A 21303-nucleotide genomic window follows, 5' to 3' on the forward strand; every position below is an offset into this window, starting at 1 on the left:
GCCCAGCGCGGGGCCAGCGCCGAGCTGGGCGCCCAGGGCGCGATCCTGGCGCCGGCCTCTGGCCGGGTGCTGATCGCCGACGTCCCGGTCGGTTCTGTCGTGATGCCCGGCCAGTCCGTCGCCAAAATCACCGCCGGCCCCCTGGTCGTGCGCATCGAGTTGCCCGAAGGCCAGGCGCGGAGCCTGAAGGTCGGCGACACCGTCGAGCTCTCCGCCGACGACCTACACGGCCTGGCCGCACGCGGAACCCTCACCCAGATCTATCCGTCGATCACCGGCGGCCAGGTCACCGCCGACGTCACCGCGCCTAACCTGCCCAGCGATCTTATCGGCCAGCGCGTCCGGGCGGCGGTCAAGATCGGCGAGCGTCAGGCGATCGTCATTCCCCGGCGCTATGTCGCCACACGGTTTGGCGTCGACTACGCGCGACTGGTCGGAGCCGATGGCGCGATCTCGGAATCCCCAATCCAGACCCGGCAAGGGGCCTCGCCCGACACGGTCGAGGTGCTGTCAGGCCTGCGCCTCGGGGACGTCCTGACCCCGGCGGAGGGCACCCGATGAACCTGGGCCTGTCGGGACGCCTAACCAAGGCGTCGATCAGATCGCCCCTGACCCCGCTGATCCTGCTGGCGGCGATCGCCGTGGGCCTGTTGGCCCTGATCTCGATCCCCCGCGAGGAAGAGCCGCAGATCAGCGTGCCCATGGTCGACATCATGGTCGCAGCGCCCGGTCTACGCGCGCCGGACGCCATCGAACTGGTCGGCAAGCCGCTGGAGACCATCGTCAAGAGCGTCGCCGAGGTCGAGCACGTCTACACCTTCGCCGACGACAATCAGGTGATGGTCACCGCCCGCTTCAAGGTCGGGGTTGATCCCGACGCCGCCGCGGTGCGCATCCACGAGAAGATCCGCGCCAATTACGATCGCATCCCGGCCGGCATCGCCGAGCCCCTGATCCAGACCCGCGGCATCAACGACGTGCCCAGCCTGGTGCTGACCCTGTCGCCCAGGCCCGGCGCCGCCGGCCAGTGGACCGATCAGGCCCTGTACGAACTGGCCGGCAAGCTGCGGACCGAGGTCGCCAAGGTCGACAATGTCGGCCTGACCTTCATCGTCGGCGGACGGCCCGAGGAAATCCGCATCGCGCCCGACCCCGCGCGACTGGCTCAACATGGCGTGTCGCTCTCGGCCCTGATGGACACAGTGCGCCAGGCCACCCGCGCCTTTCCCGCCGGCCAGATCCGCGGCGGCGGCCAGGCCATCGACGTCACGGCCGGCCGCAGCCTGACCAGCGCCATCGACATCGGCCTTCTGGCCCTGCCCTCCGCCAACGGCCAGACGGTCTATGTCCGCGACGTCGCCGAGGTGATCCAGGGCCCGCGCGAGGACCAGGCCCGCGCCTGGCGCTATGCCCGCGTCGACGGCGCCTGGAGCCAGGCCCCCGCCGTCAGCCTGGCCATCGCCAAGCGCAAAGGCGCCAACGCCGTGGTCGTCTCGCAGGCCGTGCTGGCCCGCGTCGAGGCCCTGAAGGGCTCGCTGCTGCCCGATAGCCTCGACGTGGCGGTGACCCGCGATTATGGCGCGACGGCCAACGAAAAGGCTAACGAGCTTCTGTTCCATCTGGGCCTGGCCACGCTGTCGATCGTGGTGCTGATCGGCCTAGCCATCGGCTGGCGCGAGGCGGCGGTCACCGCCGTGGTTATCCCGACCACCATTCTGCTGACCCTCTTCGCCTCCAACCTGATGGGCTACACCATCAATCGGGTCAGCCTGTTCGCCCTGATCTTCTCGATCGGCATCCTCGTCGACGACGCCATCGTCATGATCGAGAACATCGCCCGCCACTGGGCCATGAGCGACGGGCGCAGCCGGATCGACGCCGCCGTCGACGCCGTGGCCGAAGTGGGCAATCCCACGGTGGTCGCCACCCTGACGGTGGTTTCGGCCCTGCTGCCGATGCTGTTCGTTTCGGGCTTGATGGGCCCCTACATGGCGCCGATCCCGGTCAACGCCTCGGCGGCCATGGTGTTTTCGTTCTTCGTCGCCGTGGTCATCGCGCCCTGGCTGATGGTGCGTTTCGCCCGCAAGACCCTGACGTCCGGTGGGCATGATCATGACGGCGAGGGCAAGCTGGGCGCGCTCTATCGCCGCGTCGCCAGCCGGGTGATCGCCACCCGCAAGAGCGCCTGGACCTTCTTGATCGGCGTGGGCCTGGCCACCCTGCTGGCCTGCGCCATGTTCGCCACCAAGACCGTGACCGTGAAGCTGCTGCCGTTCGACAACAAGTCCGAGCTGCAGGTGGTGCTGGACATGCCGGAGGGAACCTCGCTGGAAGCGACGGCCCGCGCCCTGTCTGACGCGGCGGTCGTCACGCGCACCTTGCCCGAGGTCACGGCGATCGACGCCTATGCGGGAACCGCCTCGCCGTTCAATTTCAACGGCTTGGTGCGCCACTACTATCAGCGCAGTCGCCCCGACCAGGGCGATCTCTCGGTGGCCCTGGCCGAAAAGGGCGAGCGCAAGCGCTCCAGCCACGTGATCGCCCTGGACTTGCGCGAGCGGCTCGCCAGGGTGGCCCTGCCTGCCGGCGCGTCGATCAAGGTGGTGGAGGCCCCGCCCGGACCGCCGGTGATGGCGACCCTGCTGGCCGAGATCTACGGCCCCGACGCCAAGATGCGCCGCGCCGTGGCCGAGCGGGTCAAGGCGACCTTCAAGTCCGTGCCCTATATCGTCGACATCGACGACAGCTACGGTCAGGCCCGCCCTGGCCTGCGCCTGGTCCCTGATCGTGATCGCCTAGAGGCCCTGAAGGTCAACGACCGTGAGGTTCTCGACTCGATCGGCGCCGCCCTAGGCGGTCAGGTGGTCGGCTACGCCCATCGCGGCGAAGGGCGCGATCCGCTGGAGATCTCGGTGCGCCTGCCGCAGTCGGCGCGCAGTTGGGGCGAAGGCCTGGCCGCCCTGCCCGTGGCCCAGAGCCAGGGCGGGCGACTGGTGGAATTGGGCGAGGTGGTCACCGCCACCCAGGAAGCCGGCTCGACCCACATCTTCCGCCGCGACGGGCGCGACGTCGACATGATCATGGCCGAACTGGCCGGCGCCTATGAGGCCCCGATCTACGGCATGATGGCGGTCGACAAGGCGATCAAGGCCGCCGATTGGGGCGATCTGGAGAGGCCCGACATCCGCATGAACGGCCAGCCCGCCGACGAGAGCAAGCCGACCGTGCTCTGGGACGGCGAGTGGGAGATCACCTGGGTGACCTTCCGCGACATGGGCGCGGCTTTCGGGGTGGCGATCCTGGGCATCTATGTGCTGGTCGTCGCCCAGTTCAAAAGCTTCCGCCTGCCGCTGGTGATCCTGACGCCGATCCCTCTGACCCTGGTCGGCATCGTCATCGGCCACATCTTGTTCAGGGCGCCGTTCACCGCCACCTCGATGATTGGCTTCATCGCCCTGGCCGGGATCATCGTGCGCAACTCGATCCTGCTGGTCGATTTCATCCGCCACAGTCAGACCGGCGATCGCCCGCTGCGCGAGGTGCTGCTGGAGGCCGGGGCAATCCGCTTCAAGCCGATCGTCCTGACCGCCCTGGCGGCGATGATCGGCGCGGCGGTGATCCTGTTCGACCCGATCTTCCAGGGCTTGGCGATCTCGCTGCTGTTTGGCTTGGCTTCATCGACGGTGCTGACCGTGCTGGTCATTCCAGCCATCTATGTCGTGCTGCGCGATGACGCCGCCGCGTCTCACAAGGTCTGAAGAGAGCCCGCCTTGAACCTCCATGCGTATCTTCTACATTAGGCAGATGACCCGTTCCGCAACGCTTTCCCCGATTGACGACGCTCAGGACCTCGCCGCCAGCGCCCACGCCGCCGCGCGTCTTCTGAAGCTCCTGGCCAGCGAGCAGCGACTGCTGATCCTCTGCCGTCTGATCGACGGCGAAGCCTCGGTGGGCGATCTGGCGGTCCACGTCGGCCTGGCGCAATCAGCGACCTCGCAGCACCTGGCCAAGATGCGCGCCGAGGGACTGGTCGCGACCCGGCGCGAGGCCCAGACCATCTTCTACCGCCTGGCCGACCCCGCCGCCGTGCGCGTGCTCGAGACGCTTTGCGACGTCTATCGCGGCGCCGGCGCGCGCTGATTGACGGCGGCCTCAGGCCATCGTGGCCCTAAAGGCCACATAGGCGGCGACCAGCAGGACCAGAGCGGCGAACAATCTGCGCGCCAGCAGCGCCCGAGCCGCCAGCAGGGCCGCGCCGCGCACGCCCAGAGCACCGCCCGCCAGGCCGCCTAGGACAAACAGCCCCGCGACGGGCCAGTTGATCAGACCCGAGGCGGCGTAGTTGAGCGAAGTCGCCGCACCAAACAGCGACACCGACAGCAGGGACGAGGCCGTGGCGTTGGCCAGGGTCATGCCGGTCGCCGCCATAAGCCCCGGCACGATCAGGAACCCGCCGCCGATCCCGAAGAAGCCGGCGGCCAGGCCCGTCAGCACGCCGAGCGGCGCCAGCTTCAACATCAAGCCCGGCGAGATATGAACGAGGGGATCGCCCTGGGACTTGGGCCGGCGCATCATCGACAGGGCGATGGCCGCCATCGCGAAAGCAAACCACAGCAACAGACGCTGTCCGTCGACCGCCTTGGCCAGGGTCGAGCCCACGAAGGAACCGATCAGTCCCGCGCCGGCGAAGACGGTCGCGCAAGGCCATTTGACCCGCCCTCCCCGGCCATGGCCCACAAGGTTCATCCCCGCATTGACCGCGACCGCCGCGGCCGAGGTGCCGATGGCCACGTGGGGGTCGTGAATGCCGACCACATAGAGCAGGAGCGGCGTGGCTAGCACCGACCCGCCGCCGCCGAACAGGCCCAGCAGCGCGCCGACCAGCGCGCCGCTCATCATGGCTGAAACGATCATGAACACGGACATGGGAGACTACCCGACACGGCTTGTATATTCACATATTCGCATATAACTAGTTTGTCGACGCCAAAGCCACGAGGGTTTGTGATGCGCGAGCCGATCTCACCACCCGACTTCGCCTTGACCAAGGCGAAGTCGATCATCGAACAGGCGCTGGACGCGCCCGCCTCAAGGCCCCAGGTAAAGGCCTTCTTCGACGAGGCGACGTTCACGGTCAGCTATGTCTTGTGTGACCCTAAGTCGTCGACCTGCGCCATCATCGACAGCGTCCTGGACTATGACGCCGCCGCCGGCCGGACCAGCCAGCGGTCGGCCGACGCCTTGATCGCCTATGTCATGGATCAGGGGCTGGAGGTCGTCTGGCAGTTGGAGACTCACGCCCACGCCGACCATCTTTCCGCCGCGCCCTATCTGCAGAGCGCGCTGGGCGGCCGTCTGGCGATCGGCGAGAACATCGTTCGCGTTCAGGAGACGTTTGGAAACCTGTTCAACGCCGGACAAGACTTTGCCCGCGACGGCCGGCAGTTCGATCATCTGTTCAAGGACGGGGAGCTCTTCTCTATTGGCGGACTGCAGGCCGTCGCCCTGCATGTGCCCGGTCATACGCCGGCCTGCATGGCCTATGTCATTGGCGATGCGATCTTCGTGGGCGACACCCTGTTCATGCCCGACTACGGCACGGCGCGTTGCGACTTTCCCGGCGGCGATGCGGCAACGCTGTTTGCCTCAATCCAGCGGCTGCTAGCGCTCCCCGATGAGGGCCGCGTCTTCCTGTGTCATGACTACAAGGCCCCGGGCCGCGAGGTCTTTGCCTGGGAGACCACGATCGGCGCCCAGCGCCGGGACAATGTCCATGTCCACGAGGGTGTCGGCCAGGCTCAGTTCGTGGCCCTGCGCGAGGCGCGCGATCGAACCCTCGACATGCCCAGGCTGCTCTTGCCGTCCGTCCAGGTGAATATGCGCGGCGGGCGTCTTCCCGAGCCGGAAGCCAACGGCGTGCGGTATCTGAAAATCCCCCTCAACGCGGTTTAATGAGCGCCATGACCAAGCTTCTCGCCTTCACCGCCGCCGCGTTCGTGATCGCGGCGCCCCTTATCGCTCAGGCCGAACCGACCCGTGTCATGGTCCGGGCCCAGGCCCTCGACGCCAAGTTCATCGGCGACCACATGGGCGGGGTTGCGATCACGTTGAAGGACGCGCGCACCGGCGCGGTTTTGGCCAAGGGCCTGACAAAGGGCGGCACGGGCGACACCAAGCGGATCATGCGCACACCCAGAACGCGGGGCGACAGCGTCACCGACGCGGCGACCGCCGGCTTCGAAGCGGTCCTGGACCTGAAGCGGCCGACTCTGGTGCGAGCCGAGGCGACAGGTCCGATGGGCAAGCCGGGGTCTTCCAGACACGCGACTTCCAGCCTGTGGATCATCCCGGGTCGTAACCTCCTGGGCGACGGCTGGATCCTCACCCTGCCGGGTCTCGTCGTCGAGCCGAGCGCGTCCCTGACACCCGAGGGCGCCGCGACCCTCTCGGCGAAAATCGCCCTGATGTGCGGCTGCCCCATCGAAGCCGGCGGCCTCTGGGACGCGGCCAACTATAAGGTTGAAGCGCGGCTGATGAAGGGACGCGTTGTTGTCGCCAGCATCCCCCTCGGTTTTACGGGGCGAACGGGTGAATTCGCCGCGTCCGTACCCAAGGTCGCACCTGGGCGATACGTTCTGCGGATCGTGGCCGCGGACGACAAAACCCTCAATGCCGGTGTGGCCGAGCAGAAGATTACGCTGCGCGCGTCCAAGTGAAGCGTGCAACGCGCTGTCGGGCGCTAGCCGAAACGCCCGCTGATATAGTCCTGGGTCTGGGAAGCCTGGGGTTTCATGAACATGTCGGACGTCGCCGTGAACTCCACCATCCGGCCCAGATACATGAAGCCGGTATTGTCGGAGATGCGCGCCGCCTGGCCCAGATTGTGGGTGACGATGACGATGGTGAAGTCGCTTTTCAGCTCGCCGATGGTCTGTTCCAGCTTGGCGGTCGAAATCGGATCCAGGGCCGAGGCCGGCTCGTCCAGCAGCAGGATCTCAGGCTCCACCGCGATGCCGCGCGCCACGCACAGGCGTTGTTGTTGACCGCCCGACAAGCTTAGCCCCGAAGCGGAGAGCTTGTCCTTCACCTCGTCCCAAAGCGCCGCCCGGCGAAGGGCCTTCTCGACCACCTCGTCCATGTCCTTGCGGCTCTTGCTCTCATAGAGCCGCACTCCGAAGGCGACATTGTCGTAGATCGACATCGGGAATGGCGTGGGCTTTTGGAACACCATGCCGATGCGCGAGCGCAGCTTGGCGATGTCCTTGACCGTCAGCAGGTTCTCGCCCTCGTGGTCGATGGTTCCGGTCGCGCGTTGGCCTGGATAGAGGTCGTACATACGGTTGAAGGTCCGCAGCAGGGTGGACTTGCCGCAGCCGGAAGGTCCGATCAGGGCGGTCACCTGGTTGCGGACGATAGGCAGGTCGACGCCAAACAGCGCCTGGTTCTTGCCGTAGAAGAAGTCGAGGCCCTGGGCGCGCAGGGCGACGCTGCCGCCAGCGGGCTCCATGATGTGCGGCAGGATGTCGGTTTGGAAGGGCTTGGTCATGGACGGGTGTTCCCCCGCGCGATGATCACGCGGCCGATGATGTTGATCGAGAGCACGGTTAGGGCGATCAGCAGCGCTCCGGCCCAGGCCAGGGCGCGCCAGTCGTCATAGGCGCTGAGCGCATACTGGAAGATCACCGCCGGCAGGCTGGCCGTTGGCTTGGTCAGGTCCAGAGCGAAGAACTGGTTGTTGAGGGCGGTGAACAGCAGCGGGGCGGTCTCGCCGCTGATGCGCGCGAAAGCCAGCAGGCCGCCAGTCAAGAGACCGCCGCCGGCTCCACGCCAGATGATCTTGCGGATGGTCACCCAGCGGGCCGCGCCCAAGGCGACGCCCGCCTCGCGCAGCGCGTTGGGCTGCAGCTTCAAGATGTCCTCGGTGGTGCGGGTGACGACCGGCGCGGCGATCAGGGCCAGGGCGACCCCGCCGGCCAGGCCCGAAAACCCGTGGAAAGGCCGCACGACCAGCTCATAGACGAACAGGCCCACCAGGATCGACGGAGCCGACAGCAGCACGTCGTTGAGAAATCGCACGGCGTGACCATAGGGGGTGTCGCCGCCGTATTCCGCCAGCCAGGTGCCCGCCAGGATTCCGACGACGAGGGCGATGACCATGGCCACGACGCACATCATCGCCGAGCCGACGATGGCGTTGCGCAGGCCGCCGATCGAGCCGGGCGCGGGCGTGTCGCGGGTGAAGATATCGAGGTTGAGCCCGCCCAGGCCCTGCTTGAGCAGCGACCACATGATCAGGCCCAGGGCGCAAAGCGCCAGGAGCGTGGCCAGGGCGCAAATCCCCACAAACAGGGTGTTGGCGGCCTTGCGGCGGAAACGACGATCGAAGGTCATGGCCGGCCTCAGTCCTGACGTTGGCGCAGCAGCAGCGCGCGGGCCACGGCCAGGACGCTGAAGGTGATGATGAACAGCACCAGGCCCAAGGCCGTCAGGGCGGCGGTATGCATCTCGCCCGTGGCCTCGGTGAATTCGTTGGCGATGGTCGAGGCCAGGGTCGAGCCGCTGTCGAACAGCGACTGGGGCAGACCGTGGGCGTTACCGATGATGAAGGTCACGGCCATGGTCTCGCCCAGGGCCCGGCCCAGGCCCAGCATCACCACCCCGACCATGCCGCTGCGGACATAGGGGATGGTCACCGAGCGGACGACCTCGAACGGCGTGCAGCCTATACCGTAGGCGCTCTCGCGCACCTGGGCCGGCACGGTCAGGAACAGCTCGCGAAACACCGCGGCCATGTAAGGCAGGATCATCACCGCAAGGATCAGCGAGGCGGTGAAGATGTTGGCGCCGTTGGGCACGCCATAGAACACCTTCTCCCAAATCGAGCCTTCGGGGATGTTCATCATCAACGGCAGCTGGACGTGCAGGGCGAACCACGGGGCCAGCACGAACAGGCCCCACATGCCGTAGACGATGGAAGGAATGCCGGCCAGCAGCTCGATGGCGATGGCGATCGGCTGGGCCAGACGCTTTGGACAGAATTCGACGAGGAAAACCGAAACGCCCAAGGCGATCGGCAGGGCCAGGATCAAGGCCAGGGCGGAGGTGATCAAGGTGCCGGCGATCGGCCCGGCCGCGCCATAGACCTCGGTGACCGGGTTCCAGGTCGTGTCGGTGAAGAAGCCCAGGCCGAACTTATGGAGGGCCGGCCAACCGCCGATGGCCAGGGACACGATGATGCCCCCGAGCGCCGCCAAGAGCAGGGTGGCGGCCGACAGACAAGCGAACTGGAAGATCGGGTCAAACCAGGCGCCCTTGGAGGCGGCCCTGGTCGGCTTTGGCGCGGTCAGGGGGATGTCGGCCATGGTTTCCGCTATAGGAAAATGGGCGGGAGCACAGGTCTCCCGCCCGGGTAGAAAGGTCGAGGTCGAGGCTTACTTGGAGACGTAGACGCTCTTGCCGTCCGCACCCTTGACCATCGACACCCATTGCTTGCGCATCATGGTCTTCACCGAGGCGGGCATGGGCACGTAGTCCAGGGCGCCGGCGGCGGCGTCGCCGTTCTTGTAGGCCCAGTCGAAGAACTTCAGGACGTCGGCGCCTTGAGCGGCGTTGTCCTGCTTCTTGTAGACCAGGATGAAGGTCGCGCCGGTGATCGGCCAGGACTTGGCGCCCGGCTCGTCCAGCAGCAGCAGATAGTTGCCCGGAGCCTTGGCCCAGTCGGCACCGGCCGCGGCGGCGGCGAAGTTGGCCGCGGTCGGAGCGGGGAACTGGCCGGCCTTGTTCTGCACCAGGACGTAGGTGGCCTTGTTCTGCTTGGCGTAGGCGTATTCGACGTAGCCGATCGAGCCGATCGTCTGCTTGACGAAAGCCGAGACGCCGTCATTGCCCTTGCCGCCCAGGCCCACCGGCCATTGCACGGAGTCGCTGGCGCCGACCTTCGACTGCCACGCCGGGCTCTTCATCGCCAGGTAGGAGGTGAACAGGAACGAGGTGCCCGAGCCGTCCGAGCGGTGGACCACGGTGATGGGCAGATTGGGCAGCTTGACGCCCTTGTTGGAGCCGGCGATGCGCGGATCGTTCCACTTGGTGATCGCGCCCATATAGATGTCGGCCAGGACCGAGCCGGTCAGGTGCAGCTGGCCGGGATTGACGCCCGGCAGGTTCACCACCGGCACGACGCCCCCCATCACGGTGGGGAACTGCATCAGGCCGGCGCCATCCAGCTCTTCCGGCTTCAGCGGCTTGTCCGAAGCGCCGAAGGCCACGGTCTTGGCCTTGATCTGCTTGATGCCGCCGCCCGAACCGATGGCCTGATAGTTCAGACCAACGCCGGTTTGGGCCTTATAGGTCTCGGCCCACTTGGCGTAGACCGGCGCGGGAAAGGTGGCGCCGGCACCCGAAATGTCACCGGCTTGGGCGGCTGTGCCGGCCAGAAGGGCCACACCCAGGGCGGCCGCGAGCTTCTTCAACATCCGTCATCTCCTCGGGCGCCAGCAGAAGGCCGCCCCCGAATTGGGACTTAGACGGAAAATATAACAGGCACGTGACGATTCGTAAGTTGACCTTACAACACTAGCGCTCGTCGCGCGGCGCATGGCCCTGGGCCAGGGCTTGGCTGCGGCGCAGTTCCAGCCGCAGCCACATGACGAAGCGTTCGGCGGCCTCGGCGGTCTCCGGCGAGGCCTGGACCCGCGCGGTCAGCCATTGACCGGCCGGCGCTTCGAAGCCAAGGGCCGCCAGTCGTCCGGAAACAAGATAGGACTCGGCGGCGAACACGTTGCTCATCACCACCCCGCCGCCTTGAACCGCGGCGTCCAGCGCCATGGTCGCGTCGTCGAAGAGGTGGGCGCGCGGCGGCTTGGCTCCGGGCGCCCAGCGCGCGGTCCACTGGCCCCAACTGTCGGCCGCGTCGGCGATCAGCGGCGAGCGCAGCAAGGTCTTGGGTTGGGCCTTGGCCAGCTTGACGGCCAGTTCCGGCGCGCACAGCGGCAGATAGGACAGCTCGCACAGGGCGTTCTTGGACGCCTGGGCGCTCCAGGCCAGGGCGACGTCCGCCCCCTCCCCGCCGTCGCGCGTCGAGATCTGCACCTCGACGTCGGGCAAGGCCTCGTTGAGACGGCCGATCTTGGCGGCGAACCACAGCCGGCCCAACGCCGCCGGCATGGTGATCGCCAAGCCCGACCCCGCCTGCGGACCGATCACCTCGCGCATGGCGCGACTCAAGGCGTCCTGGGCTTCCGAATAGGTCTGGGCCAATCGCAGAGCGGCCGAGGACGGCTCCATCGCCCCGCCCTTGCGTTCGAACAGCCGCGTGCCGAGATCCAGCTCAAGCCGGCGGATCGACTGGCTGACCGCGCTATGGGTGATGTGTAACTCGCGGGCCGCGGACGTGAAGCTGCGGTGCCGCGAAGCGGCTTCCACGGCGCGTAGGGCGGTAAAGGGCGGCGGTCTGTCTGACATGGTCGTCGAGTCTAAAGCAGGAAGTTGAACTTACAATGACTTCGGCCGGCCAAACGTCCCTCAATGCACCGTCGAGGGCGCTTCGCGCAGGCCATAGGCGCCGCCTTCCAGCGGGAAGGTCAGCTCCGAGACCCGGCCCTCAGCGGCGCTGCGCGAGCTGAAACGGCCGCGCAACTGCTCGACCATGGCCTGGATCATGGCGGTGTCACCGCCGATCACTTCGAGCGGGTCGAGCGGCCGTTCGATCTCGGTGATGCGCAGCTTGCCCATGCCCCGGTCGCCACGCAGGCTGATGCGCATCAGGCCGGGATCCTCGGCGGCCAGGCGAACATTGAGGCACTCCAGCAGCACCAAGGCCACGGAGGTGGCCTGTTCGGTCGACAGCCACAGACCACCGCGCTCGAACTCGATGCGCAACGGCGGATGCTGGCGCGCCGACAGGGTGGCGTCGAGCAACTGGCGGGCGAAGGCGTCGAAATCGAGCAGCTCGCCCGGCTCGCCCGAGAAGCTGCGATGGGTCTTGGAGATCAGCATGGTGCGGGCCGAGGCCTCGGCCAACGCCCGGGCCACGACCTTGTCGGGCTCATCGCGCGCCTGCAGCTGCAAGATGGCGGCGACCAGTTGCAGATGATTGGTGACCCGCTCGTTGAGTTCGCCGAACAGTCCCGCATGGGCCTGGGCCAGTTCCTCCGCCTTGGCCTGGGCGGCCTTCGTGGCGGCCACGGCGCGGGCCATGCCGGTGATGAAATAGATCGCCACCCCCGAGGTGGTGGCGAAAAACAGCAGCGAGGTGAGGGAATCTAGATCGGACTTGATCTCGAACTCGGGCCGGGCGAAGCGGAAATAGCCGATGGCCGCCGAGAGCACCGCCGCGATCATGGCCGGCCGCGCGCCAAGGACATAGGCGCTGATCAGCACGATCGGATAGAAGACCGTATAGGCGTGGTTGGCCCCGAAAACCGGATCGAGCGCCCAACGCGCCGCGAAACCCACGGCCACAAGGGCCAGGTTCGCCGCGTGGACGCCCAGGCGTCCCAACCGGTTCACACGCAAGGTCTCGCTCCGCAGGCTCAGCTCAGGCGGCTTTACGACAGTCACGCGACGATTTCATGACCGCCGGGAGATGCCAGCCATCGGGGCTGGAGAATTGTAAGTTGAACTTGACATGCTGCGGCGCGACCGCCAGCTTTTGGGTCATGCGTCTGGCCTATGTTCAACTTGGCGGCGGGTTTCCGTCCCTGGAAGCCCAGGTTCTCCGGATGATGCCCCTGCGTCCGGACGACTACATGATCGAGGAGGCGCCGACCGACGCAGCGCGCCGACGCGTCAGCGAGCACCTGGAGAACCTGAGCGCCGGCGACCATCTTTGCGTCTCTTCGCTTGAGGTCTTCAATGGCCCTGCCAAGGATATGAGCGCTCTGCTCGCCAGCCTTCTGGCGCGCGACGTGGTGATCGAAACCTTTGATGACCAGGGCGAAAAGGTCGAAATTGGTCAATCCAAGGCCGAAAAGCTGCTCATGACCTGGCTTGGTCAAGTGTTCGCCGATTGCGAGATCACGCCCAGGCGTCGCACCGCTCCGTCGAATCTGGAGGTGCTGTCCGATGAGGATGTCGCCGAAATCCAGCGCCTGGCGCGGGCGGGCCTGACCTCGCGCCGCATCGGCATGATCTTCCGTCGCTCGCCAAAATGCATCGACGGCGTGCTGTCGGCCGCCGACCTGGAGGCCGCGGCTCACGACCTGTCCGCCACCGGGCGGGTCCCGCCGGCCACGTTGTCGCGTTATGCACGACGTTAAGTTCAACTTACATCGAACTGTCATCAAGCTGAACTAACACCCCGATGCGACCCGCCCAGCAAGGCGCGGGCAAACGAGGGGTTCTCCATGAAGACCAAGATGTCGCTGCTTGCCGGAGCAGCTTTGGGCGCCATTCTGGCCGCCAGCGCCGCCCTGCCCGCCAACGCCGCGCCGGCCAAGAAGCATCACGCCGCCACGCCCAGCGCCCAGGCCGCCGAGCTGGCCGCCCTGAAAGCCCAGGTCCAGGCCCTGACCGAGCGCCTCAACGCTCAGGAAGCCGCCCAGGCCCAGACCCAGAGCCAGGCGCAGCAGGCCCAAGCCCAGGCTCAGGCCGCCACCGCCCAGGTTCAGCAGGTGCAGACCCAAGCCGACGCCCAGATCAAGCTCATCCCGACCCAGGTCAGCACGGCCGTGGCCGCCGCCGCGCCCAAGCCCAAGAAATCCTGGGCCGACGACACCGTGGTGTCGGGCCGCATGTACTACGACCTGTCCAACATCAGCCAAAAGTCGGACGGCAAGAAGGTCGCGCCCAGCGGGACCGGCTTCGACATCAAGCGCTTCTATATCGGCGTCGATCACAAGTTCAACGACGTGTTCTCGGGTAATGTCACCACCGACTTCCAGTATTCGTCGGCGATCTCAGCCACTGAGCTCTACATCAAGAAGGCCTATCTACAGGCCAAGGTCTCCGACGCGCTCATCATCAAACTGGGCTCTACGGATCTGCCTTGGGTGCCCTTCGCCGAAGATATGTACGGCTATCGCTATGTGGAAAACACCCTGATCGACCGCACCAAGTTCGGCACCTCGGCCGACTGGGGCGTTCACGCCTCGGGCAAGTTCGCCGGGGGCAAGGTCAACTACGCTGTCTCGATCATCGACGGCGCCGGCTACAAGGCCCCGCTGCGTTCCAAGGGCATGGATATCGAAGGCCGCGTCAGCGTCACCCCGATCGACCACGTGACCCTGGCGGTCGGCGGCTATTCGGGCAAGCTGGGCAAGGACACGCAAGGCGCGACCAATGTCCGCCACACCGCCAGCCGCTTCAACGCCCTGGCCGCCTACACCACCAAGGAATACCGGTTTGGCGTCGAATATTTCGCGGCCGAGAACTGGAACAACGTCACCACCGCGGCCGAGGACAAGGCCAACGGCTATTCGGTGTTCGGCTCCTACAGCTTCAACGACAAGTTCGCCGCCTTCGGTCGCTATGACTGGGTCAAGCCCAACGACGACACCGCCTCGGATAAGAAGGACAACTATTACAATATCGGCCTGACCTACAGCCCGGCCAAGATCGTCGACTTCTCGCTGGTCTATAAGCGCGACAGCGTCGAGAACGGCACGCTCAGCACCTCCAACGGCGTGATCGGCGGGACCGACAAGGGGACCTATGACGAGATCGGCCTGTTTGGCCAATATCGCTTCTAGGGGATGGAGAGCCCGCCCCGTCGGGCTCCAACCTTCGAAAGGGGTCGCGTTCGCGCGACCCTTTTTAAGTTCAACGCGCCTAGGCCTCGATGCGAGTCAGATCAGCCCCGAGTCCGCGACCAGTACGCCGACGATCAGCAAGAAGAGTCCCAGGGTCAGCGCATCGGAAACCAACAGCCAAACTGCCGGTGGCGCTAGCTTGCCTGGCGCTGCTGGGTGTGGCCGGGGCCAAAGCCAGCGGAGCGGCGCCCTGGCGCGCAGCGTCGAGGGTCACCTTCTGGCGCGCGCTGGGCATGCCCGTCCAAGTCCGTCAGAAAGATTTCAACCGAAAGAGCGGCCCAGCAGGCAAGCGCGCCTAACTTTCAAGTCGGACCATGCCCTAGCCAAATACTTTGCTGGGCGTGGTCGAAACGTCGCCGCGCCAAGCCGGCTCGACGGTGATGGCGCCGCCGGCCAGACGGGAGACGCAGGCGCAGATCTTGTCGGCGGTCTCGTGCTGGGCGTCGCTGAGAAAGACATCGCGGTGATCGACGACCCCGTCCACGGCGATCACGTCCATCGCGCAGAGACCGCATTCCCCTCGCCGGCAGTCGGCCAGCACCCCGACGCCGGCCTCGGTCAGGGCGTCGAGCATCGACCGGGATTCCGGCACCTCGATCTCCAACCCCAGGCGCGGGATCTTCACCGTGAACGGCGCATTGGCATGGCGGCCGCTGGAGCCGAAGGTCTCGAAGCGCAGGTTCGACGCCGGACGGCCCGCCGCCGCCCAGGCGCGCTTGGCCGCCTCCAACATCGGGATCGGGCCACAGACATAGACCTGGGCGTCCAGCGCCAAGTCGGCGAAAGCGGCGGCTAGATCGGGCGGGCCGCCGCCGTCCTCGTCGGCGGACACGGTCAGACGTTCGCCCAGCAAGCCGGCCAGCTCGTCCAGATAGGCCATCTCGACGCGCGATCGGCCTGCATAGATCATCCGCGTGTCCGCCCTGCGACCGACCAGGGCGCCGGCCATGCTCACCATCGGGGTGACGCCGATGCCGCCGGCCAGCAGCAGATAGGCGCCGTCCTCCAGGGACAGCTCGAAGCTGTTGCTGGGCGGCGTGGCCTTCAGCCGCGCGCCGGGCGAGAGCGACCACATGTAGCGAGAGCCGCCCCGCGAAGGCTGCTCGCGCTTGACGGCGATGCGTCGGACCGCGCCGCCCCCCTCGCCGACCAGCGAATAGGAGCGGGTGTCCGGGCGACCGTCGATCAACACTTCGACGTCGATGTGGGCTCCGGGACCGTGGGGCGCGGTCCACGGCGTCTCCAGGGTGAACTCCCGCACAGACGGCGTCAGGTCGCGAACGGCGGTGACGACGATGACGTCCCAGTGGTCGACATAGCGCATGGTTCAGGGCGTCCTTCAGGCGGTTCGGCGGCGTTCGATCAGCGCCGCGCCGCGCACCTGGCGCAGGGCGTGCTGGTCGCGCAGGGCCAGGTCCAGGTTTCGGCGGGCCAGTCTGGCGTGCTCGCGCATGATCGCCTCGGCCCGGGCCCCTTCGCGGTTTTCGATCGCCTCCAGCACGCAGCGGTGCTGATCCTGGGCGATCCGCAGGATGTGGTGAGCCTCCGGCCGCACGGCCTGGGCCATCACGAAGCCGCTGGGTGAGGCGAACGGAAGGGCCGCGGCCCGGGCCACTTGCTGGGCCACCACCGGACTGTCGGCCAGGGCGATAAGACCGGCGTGGAAGACCTCGTTCAGTTCGACATAAAGCTCGAAATCGACCTGGGAGAGCTCCGACGCCCCCACCAGGATCTCGATCCGCGCCAGGCATCCCTTCAGCTCGGCCAGGCTTTCCGGTGACGCGCCCTTCTCGGCCGCCAGGCGGACGGCCAGGCCTTCCAACACGCCGCGCAGCTCGATGGCCTCGTTGACCTCCTGCTCGGAAAACGCCCGAACCGTGTAGCCTCCGGATGGAATGACCTCGACAAGCCCCTCCTCCTCGAGCCGGGCGAGCGCGGCGCGAACCGGCGTGCGCGACACCCCCAGCCGTTCGACCACCGCCAGTTCCGAGAGTCGCTGACCGGGCGAAAGCTCGCCGCCGAGGATAAGCTCGCGCAGTTGCAGCAGAGCGGTGACGGTTTGCGACACCGGCCTACTCCGCCGCGATCGCGGTCGGCGTCTCGCCGGCGACCATCTGGTCGATCAACCGTCTGGCCCACATGGCGCCGGCGTCGATGTTCAGATTGTAGAAGACGTGGTCGGGATGATCGTCGATCGCCCGCTGCTGGGCCTCGACGATGGCTTCGTCCTCGGCGAACACCTTGGTGATGGAGTCGCGGATCTGGGTGGTCACCTTCTGCTCGCCCAGTTGGTAGTCACGGACGTTGGCCCAGAAATAGTGGCAGGTCTTGTCGGTGGCCGGGGTGATGGTGTTGATCACCACCATGCTGACGCCCTGCGAGCGGTCGCCCTCGCGCGCGCCGGTCCCGGTCGGGGCCACCCCAACGTCGATGGCCACCGTGCACGGCGCCTCGAAGCGGATGATCTGCCAGCGGTCGACATTGCCCGGCTTGCCCAGTTGCTGGCGCCAGAACGGCGGGGGCTCGATATCGATCATCCAGCGGGTGACCATGACCGTCTTGCCGCCGGTCGTGACGTCGAACGGCGCCTCGGCCACCGCGTCGTTGCCGATGCTGGAGCCGTGGATATAGGTCTCGTGGGTGAGATCCATCAGATTGTCGACAATCAGCCGATAGTCACATTTGGCGTGGATCACCTTGCCGTCGCCGACCCAGGCCGGATCATGGTTCCAGTGCAGGTCGGGGACCAGTGTCGGATCGGCCAGCGCGGGGTCTCCAGGCCACACCCACACGAAGCGATGCCGCTCGACCACCGGGAAACTGCGCACGCAGGCCGACGGATTGATCGTTTCCTGCGAGGGCATGCGCACGCAGCGGCCATGCTCATTGAATACAAGACCGTGATAACCGCATTGCACATTGTCGCCGGTCAACTTGCCCATCGACAGCGGAAGCAGGCGATGCCAGCAGGCGTCCTCAAGACAGGCGACCTCACCATTTTCCTTACGATACAAGACCATTTTCTTGTTGCAGATAGTCCGAGGCAGCAATTCCCGCTTGAGTTCGGCGTCCCAGGCGGCGGCGTACCAGGCGTTCAGCGGGAAAATCGGCTGGGCGGTCAAACGCGCCTCCATAGCTTGATTGTATACAATGAGGATCAGAACGGGACGACCTGTCAAGGCCGTCGCCGCCAAAAGCGCGCCCGTGCCCCTGACGCAACACCGTTCGGCGAACGCACGCCAGGCCCCATCGTAGCCATTGCGTGAATCCATAAGCGCAGTACTAATAATAGTTAGCAGGCATAATAATCAGAACGACCTATCCCGAGCTTCCTCGGGAACTGGTCGACGGGCCTGTGGGAGGAGAACGGATGTCCATAAACAGGAAGTACCGTCTGCTGGCCGGCGGATTGCTGAGCGTCAGCGCCGCGGCGTTGCAAGGCGCGATCACGCCGGCGGCGGCCCAGACCAAGGATGCCATCGCCCAGATCGAGGAAGTCGTCGTCACCGCCCGCCGGCGTGAGGAGCGGTTGCAGGATGCGCCCGTGGCCGTCACGGCCCTAGCCGGCGAGGCCCTGCAGGCGCGCGGGGTCGAGAGCGTCGACCAGATCGCCAAGTTCGCGCCGAGCATCCGGTTCGACGGCGCCGCGGCTCTGAGCGGCGGCAACTACAACGCCACGGTGTTCATCCGCGGCGTCGGCCAGAACGATTTCGCCATCTTCAGCGATCCCGGCGTGGGCGTCTATGTCGACGGCGTGTACTACGCCCGTTCGATCGGCGGCACGATGGACGCCTTCGACGTCAGCCGCATCGAGGTGCTGCGCGGCCCGCAAGGCACCCTGTTCGGCAAGAACACCATCGGCGGCGCGGTCGTGATCTCCACCGACAAGCCGGGCGGCCAGTTCGGCGGCAAGATCGAGGGCACGGTCGGAAGCCTGGATCGCCGCGACCTCAAGGGGCATGTCGACATCCCGCTGAACGAAAAGGTCGCCTTGCGCCTGTCCGCGGCCCGCCTGACCCGCGACGGCTACGGCAAGCGTCTGGTGACCGGCGACGACCTTGGCGACCGCAACGCCACGGCGGCGCGCGCCCAACTGCGCTGGCAAGCGTCGGAGAATGTCACCGTCGATCTGTCAGCCGACTACACTCGGGCCCGCGAGCACTCCGCGCCACAGAAGCTGCTGGTGATCGGCGCCGTTCCTGGCTTTGTGATCGGGCCGTTCATGCCCAACTACAACACCTACATCGCGCCCGGCCTGGGGATCACCGCCCCCAACGGGGCCAAGACCCTCAACACCTCGTTCCTGACCGACGACCCGTACACGACCTACGGCACGGGCCCCAACGTCAACGACCTGGACCTGTGGGGAACCTCGGCGACGGTGGACTGGGACCTGGGGACCGTCGGCTTCAAGAGCATCACCGCCGTCCGCGGCTTGAAGGCCACATTCGCCCGCGACGGCGACAACACGCCCTTCACGTTCCGCGAAACCTTCAACCACGACGTTCAGGCCCAATACAGCCAGGAATTCCAGCTCAGCGGCCACGCGTTCGACGAGCGGCTGACCTGGGTGACCGGGGCCTATGTGTTCCAGGAACGCGGCACCGATTCCGGCAACGCCAAGCTGGCCCTGGGCCTGGCTCCCGGCGCTTCGCCGCCGCCCTACAGCCCATCGGCGGCGGTGTACACGAAGGTGACCAGCACGACCTACGCCCTGTTCGCCCAGGGCAGCTACAATCTCACCGAGCGCCTCAGCGCCACGGTCGGCGCGCGCGTCAATCGTGACGAGAAGGACTATGTGCTCGATCACCGCCGCCTCCGCGACGGCGGGATCATCGCCCAACTGGCCAAGAGCGGGTCCTGGGACTCGTTCACGCCGAAACTGGGCCTGGAGTTCAAGGCCACGCCGGACGTGCTGCTCTACGCCTCGGCCGGCAAGGGCTTCAAGAGCGGCGGCTTCAACGCCCGGCCGCTCAACGACGCCTCCGAGGTCACCGAGTACCAGCCCGAGACCCTGCTGACCTACGAACTGGGCGCCAAGACCGCCTGGCTGGACCGTCGCCTGATCCTCAACCTCGCCGGCTATTTCAGCGACTATCAGGACATCCAGGTGACGGTGAACCAGACGCCGCGCAACTTCGTGGCCAACGCCGCGGCGGGCGAGGTCAAGGGCGTCGAACTGGAACTGCAAGCCCGGCCGACGGTCAACTGGAGTTTCAACTTCGGCGCCGGCTACATGGACGCCAAATATACCGAGGTCGGCTCGGGCCTGGCGGCCGGCCAGGTGCTGCCGATCACCCTGGCCACCCATTTCGTCAAGGCGCCGAAATGGACCGCCAACGGCGGCGTCGAATACAGCCGCGAACTGCCCATCGGCGGCCGCATCGTCGCCCGCGTCGACTGGACCTACTACAGCACCGTCTACAACGACGTGGCCAACGATCCGGATCTGACCCAGTCCGGCTACGATCTGTTCGGGGCGCGGATCGGCTACACCTCGCCCGACCAGCTTTGGCAGGCGGCGCTGTTCGGCTCGAACCTGTCGGATGAGCGCTACATGGTCTCGGGCAACGCCTCCAGCGGCTTCGGCCTCAAGGAGGCCAGCTTTGGTCGACCCCGCGAATGGGGGGTGAGCCTCAGCCGCAAGTTCTAGCGCCAGCGCGGCCGTCTTCCCGGCGCAGGTCGGGAAGACGGTTCTGGGAGCGCTTGCCTGAGGAAAATCGGTCGCCGCTCTGGATGACCGCCGCCATGGCGGGGCTAGATCGCGGCGATCCGCTCCAAGGCGTCGATCAGGACCGTCTTGTCCAGGCCCGCCAGCACGCCGGAGAGCTTGCGATCGTGACGCGCATGAGCGGCCCTGGCTTTGATCAACAAGGCCCTCCCCTCGGGCGTCAGGGTCAGGGCGTACGAGCGGCGATCCCCTGGCACCGCGCCGCGCAGCACCAATCCACGCGCTTGGAGTTGATCGAGAATGGTCACCACATTGGGCCGCTGAATCCGCAGGGCCTCGCCGATTTCCTGCTGCTTGAGGCCCGGCGTCGCCTCGATCACCACCAGCACGGAGAAGTCCGTCGGCCGCAGATCGTAGGGCTTCAGCTCGGCGATCAGGTCCTTGAAGACGGCCACCTGAGCCAGGCGCAGCAAGAAGCCGACCTGCGTCTCCAAACCGCCCAGCGAAGGGCCTTCCTGGCCCGCCTCGTGCCGCCGCTCACCTAAACCCATACGAATTCTCCCGCACCCTGGCCTTCACGCTCTGAGTCCCAACATTCGTTGGGGGATAAATACTGTTAGTGACACACAAAAACTGTTATGACATATATCAATTATGTTACCGGACCGTAGAGTCCGGACTCAGAGGCCCAGGAGCCAAAGTCTAGACCATGGCCGACGTCGCCCAAATCCGTCCGCTGATCAACGATCAGACCCGCCTCGCCGATCACCGCGTCGTCCATCGAGCGCCAGGGCGCCGGTTCATTGACGAGGACGCCCGCGAGGCGGGCCTGTCCCGTTAAAACCGTTTGAGCGAACAATCCTGGCGCGTTCGACGCGGCGGGTT

The 21303-nt window shown here is 66.4% G+C and carries 20 protein-coding genes; 9 read left to right on the plus strand and 11 right to left on the minus strand.

What is annotated here, in order from left to right; translation table 11 throughout:
* The 3 genes from WAL33_RS15170 to WAL33_RS15180 form a co-directional block, all read left to right on the plus strand.
* Positions 1–561, plus strand: a 561-nt coding sequence (locus WAL33_RS15170) for an efflux RND transporter periplasmic adaptor subunit (RefSeq protein WP_422182354.1), incomplete at its 5' end; no start/stop codon positions are given.
* Positions 558–3758: an efflux RND transporter permease subunit gene (locus tag WAL33_RS15175; RefSeq protein WP_422182355.1), complete on the plus strand. Its 3201-nt coding sequence runs from the start codon at positions 558–560 to the stop codon at positions 3756–3758. The genes WAL33_RS15170 and WAL33_RS15175, both read left to right, overlap by 4 nt.
* A gap of 46 nt (positions 3759–3804) precedes the next feature.
* Entirely contained in the window at positions 3805–4140 is a 336-nt protein-coding gene (locus tag WAL33_RS15180) for an ArsR/SmtB family transcription factor (RefSeq protein WP_422182356.1), read from the plus strand.
* 12 nt (positions 4141–4152) lie between these two features.
* Here the strand turns inward: WAL33_RS15180 and WAL33_RS15185 are convergent, their stop codons facing one another.
* Entirely contained in the window at positions 4153–4926 is a 774-nt protein-coding gene (locus WAL33_RS15185; RefSeq protein ID WP_422182357.1) for a sulfite exporter TauE/SafE family protein, read from the minus strand.
* Positions 4927–5007: 81 nt separating this feature from the next.
* Here WAL33_RS15185 and WAL33_RS15190 point away from each other — a divergent pair, with 81 nt between their 5' ends.
* Both WAL33_RS15190 and WAL33_RS15195 read left to right on the plus strand, forming a co-directional pair.
* Positions 5008–5952 (plus strand): MBL fold metallo-hydrolase, encoded by a 945-nt coding sequence (locus WAL33_RS15190; RefSeq protein WP_422182358.1) that lies wholly within the window; start codon positions 5008–5010, stop codon positions 5950–5952.
* An 8-nt stretch (positions 5953–5960) separates the two neighbouring features.
* Positions 5961–6716 (plus strand): hypothetical protein, encoded by a 756-nt coding sequence (locus WAL33_RS15195; RefSeq protein WP_422182359.1) that lies wholly within the window; start codon positions 5961–5963, stop codon positions 6714–6716.
* A gap of 23 nt (positions 6717–6739) precedes the next feature.
* Here WAL33_RS15195 and pstB read toward each other — a convergent pair whose 3' ends face one another.
* The 6 genes from pstB to WAL33_RS15225 all read right to left on the minus strand — a co-directional run bounded on the left by pstB (position 6740) and on the right by WAL33_RS15225 (position 12558).
* Entirely contained in the window at positions 6740–7507 is a 768-nt protein-coding gene (pstB, locus tag WAL33_RS15200) for a phosphate ABC transporter ATP-binding protein PstB (RefSeq protein WP_422182382.1), read from the minus strand.
* Between the two features lie 35 nt (positions 7508–7542).
* Entirely contained in the window at positions 7543–8391 is an 849-nt protein-coding gene (gene pstA, locus WAL33_RS15205) for a phosphate ABC transporter permease PstA (protein WP_422182360.1), read from the minus strand.
* A gap of 8 nt (positions 8392–8399) precedes the next feature.
* Complete coding sequence (gene pstC / locus WAL33_RS15210) at positions 8400–9362, minus strand: phosphate ABC transporter permease subunit PstC (protein WP_422182361.1); 963 nt, start codon at positions 9360–9362, stop codon at positions 8400–8402.
* Between the two features lie 69 nt (positions 9363–9431).
* Positions 9432–10472 (minus strand): phosphate ABC transporter substrate-binding protein PstS, encoded by a 1041-nt coding sequence (gene pstS / locus WAL33_RS15215; RefSeq protein WP_422182362.1) that lies wholly within the window; start codon positions 10470–10472, stop codon positions 9432–9434.
* A 100-nt stretch (positions 10473–10572) separates the two neighbouring features.
* Positions 10573–11460, minus strand: a complete 888-nt coding sequence (locus WAL33_RS15220; protein WP_422182363.1) for a LysR family transcriptional regulator — start codon at positions 11458–11460, stop codon at positions 10573–10575.
* 60 nt (positions 11461–11520) lie between these two features.
* On the minus strand, positions 11521–12558 hold the full coding sequence (locus WAL33_RS15225; RefSeq protein WP_422182364.1) for a DUF4118 domain-containing protein: 1038 nt from the start codon (positions 12556–12558) through the stop codon (positions 11521–11523).
* Positions 12559–12569: 11 nt separating this feature from the next.
* Here WAL33_RS15225 and WAL33_RS15230 point away from each other — a divergent pair, with 11 nt between their 5' ends.
* Both WAL33_RS15230 and WAL33_RS15235 read left to right on the plus strand, forming a co-directional pair.
* Positions 12570–13256: a hypothetical protein gene (locus WAL33_RS15230; RefSeq protein WP_422182365.1), complete on the plus strand. Its 687-nt coding sequence runs from the start codon at positions 12570–12572 to the stop codon at positions 13254–13256.
* Positions 13257–13343: 87 nt separating this feature from the next.
* The gene (locus tag WAL33_RS15235; protein WP_422182366.1) at positions 13344–14687 is read left to right on the plus strand and encodes a hypothetical protein; all 1344 of its coding nucleotides are present in this window, start codon (positions 13344–13346) and stop codon (positions 14685–14687) included.
* A gap of 379 nt (positions 14688–15066) precedes the next feature.
* On the opposite strand, the gene WAL33_RS15240 is transcribed toward WAL33_RS15235, so the two are convergent.
* The 3 genes from WAL33_RS15240 to WAL33_RS15250 are packed head-to-tail and all read right to left on the minus strand — an operon-like array spanning position 15067 to position 17869.
* Positions 15067–16071 carry a PDR/VanB family oxidoreductase gene (locus WAL33_RS15240; protein WP_422182367.1) on the minus strand — a complete coding sequence of 335 codons (1005 nt, stop codon included), beginning with the start codon at positions 16069–16071 and terminating at the stop codon, positions 15067–15069.
* A gap of 15 nt (positions 16072–16086) precedes the next feature.
* Positions 16087–16815, minus strand: coding sequence for a GntR family transcriptional regulator (locus tag WAL33_RS15245; RefSeq protein ID WP_422182368.1), 729 nt, complete (start codon positions 16813–16815; stop codon positions 16087–16089).
* Between the two features lie 4 nt (positions 16816–16819).
* The gene (locus WAL33_RS15250) at positions 16820–17869 is read right to left on the minus strand and encodes a Rieske 2Fe-2S domain-containing protein (protein ID WP_422182369.1); all 1050 of its coding nucleotides are present in this window, start codon (positions 17867–17869) and stop codon (positions 16820–16822) included.
* Between the two features lie 248 nt (positions 17870–18117).
* On the opposite strand from WAL33_RS15250, the gene WAL33_RS15255 reads away from it, so the two are divergent.
* Entirely contained in the window at positions 18118–20400 is a 2283-nt protein-coding gene (locus WAL33_RS15255; RefSeq protein ID WP_422182370.1) for a TonB-dependent receptor, read from the plus strand.
* A gap of 104 nt (positions 20401–20504) precedes the next feature.
* On the opposite strand, the gene WAL33_RS15260 is transcribed toward WAL33_RS15255, so the two are convergent.
* A complete protein-coding gene (locus WAL33_RS15260) occupies positions 20505–20969 on the minus strand; it encodes a MarR family winged helix-turn-helix transcriptional regulator (protein WP_422182371.1) in 465 nt (154 codons plus the stop codon).
* A 158-nt stretch (positions 20970–21127) separates the two neighbouring features.
* On the opposite strand from WAL33_RS15260, the gene WAL33_RS15265 reads away from it, so the two are divergent.
* A complete protein-coding gene (locus WAL33_RS15265; RefSeq protein ID WP_422182372.1) occupies positions 21128–21259 on the plus strand; it encodes a hypothetical protein in 132 nt (43 codons plus the stop codon).
* Positions 21260–21303: the final 44 nt, after the last annotated feature.

Source organism: Caulobacter sp. (assembly GCF_049283275.1).
Lineage (GTDB): Bacteria > Pseudomonadota > Alphaproteobacteria > Caulobacterales > Caulobacteraceae > Caulobacter.

Bases quoted from the DNA above. Each gene is read 5' to 3' on its own strand.
- WAL33_RS15240 (WP_422182367.1), bottom strand. From the start codon at position 16,071: ATGCGCTATGTCGACCACTGGGACGTCATCGTCGTCACCGCCGTTCGC.
- WAL33_RS15195 (WP_422182359.1), top strand. From the start codon at position 5,961: ATGACCAAGCTTCTCGCCTTCACCGCCGCCGCGTTCGTGATCGCGGCG.
- WAL33_RS15190 (WP_422182358.1), top strand. From the start codon at position 5,008: ATGCGCGAGCCGATCTCACCACCCGACTTCGCCTTGACCAAGGCGAAG.
- WAL33_RS15175 (WP_422182355.1), top strand. From the start codon at position 558: ATGAACCTGGGCCTGTCGGGACGCCTAACCAAGGCGTCGATCAGATCG.
- WAL33_RS15235 (WP_422182366.1), top strand. From the start codon at position 13,344: ATGAAGACCAAGATGTCGCTGCTTGCCGGAGCAGCTTTGGGCGCCATT.
- WAL33_RS15260 (WP_422182371.1), bottom strand. From the start codon at position 20,969: ATGGGTTTAGGTGAGCGGCGGCACGAGGCGGGCCAGGAAGGCCCTTCG.
- WAL33_RS15255 (WP_422182370.1), top strand. From the start codon at position 18,118: ATGTCCATAAACAGGAAGTACCGTCTGCTGGCCGGCGGATTGCTGAGC.
- WAL33_RS15185 (WP_422182357.1), bottom strand. From the start codon at position 4,926: ATGTCCGTGTTCATGATCGTTTCAGCCATGATGAGCGGCGCGCTGGTC.
- pstS (WP_422182362.1), bottom strand. From the start codon at position 10,472: ATGTTGAAGAAGCTCGCGGCCGCCCTGGGTGTGGCCCTTCTGGCCGGC.
- WAL33_RS15265 (WP_422182372.1), top strand. From the start codon at position 21,128: ATGGCCGACGTCGCCCAAATCCGTCCGCTGATCAACGATCAGACCCGC.
- pstA (WP_422182360.1), bottom strand. From the start codon at position 8,391: ATGACCTTCGATCGTCGTTTCCGCCGCAAGGCCGCCAACACCCTGTTT.
- pstC (WP_422182361.1), bottom strand. From the start codon at position 9,362: ATGGCCGACATCCCCCTGACCGCGCCAAAGCCGACCAGGGCCGCCTCC.
- pstB (WP_422182382.1), bottom strand. From the start codon at position 7,507: ATGGAGCCCGCTGGCGGCAGCGTCGCCCTGCGCGCCCAGGGCCTCGAC.
- WAL33_RS15180 (WP_422182356.1), top strand. From the start codon at position 3,805: ATGACCCGTTCCGCAACGCTTTCCCCGATTGACGACGCTCAGGACCTC.
- WAL33_RS15230 (WP_422182365.1), top strand. From the start codon at position 12,570: ATGACCGCCGGGAGATGCCAGCCATCGGGGCTGGAGAATTGTAAGTTG.
- WAL33_RS15220 (WP_422182363.1), bottom strand. From the start codon at position 11,460: ATGTCAGACAGACCGCCGCCCTTTACCGCCCTACGCGCCGTGGAAGCC.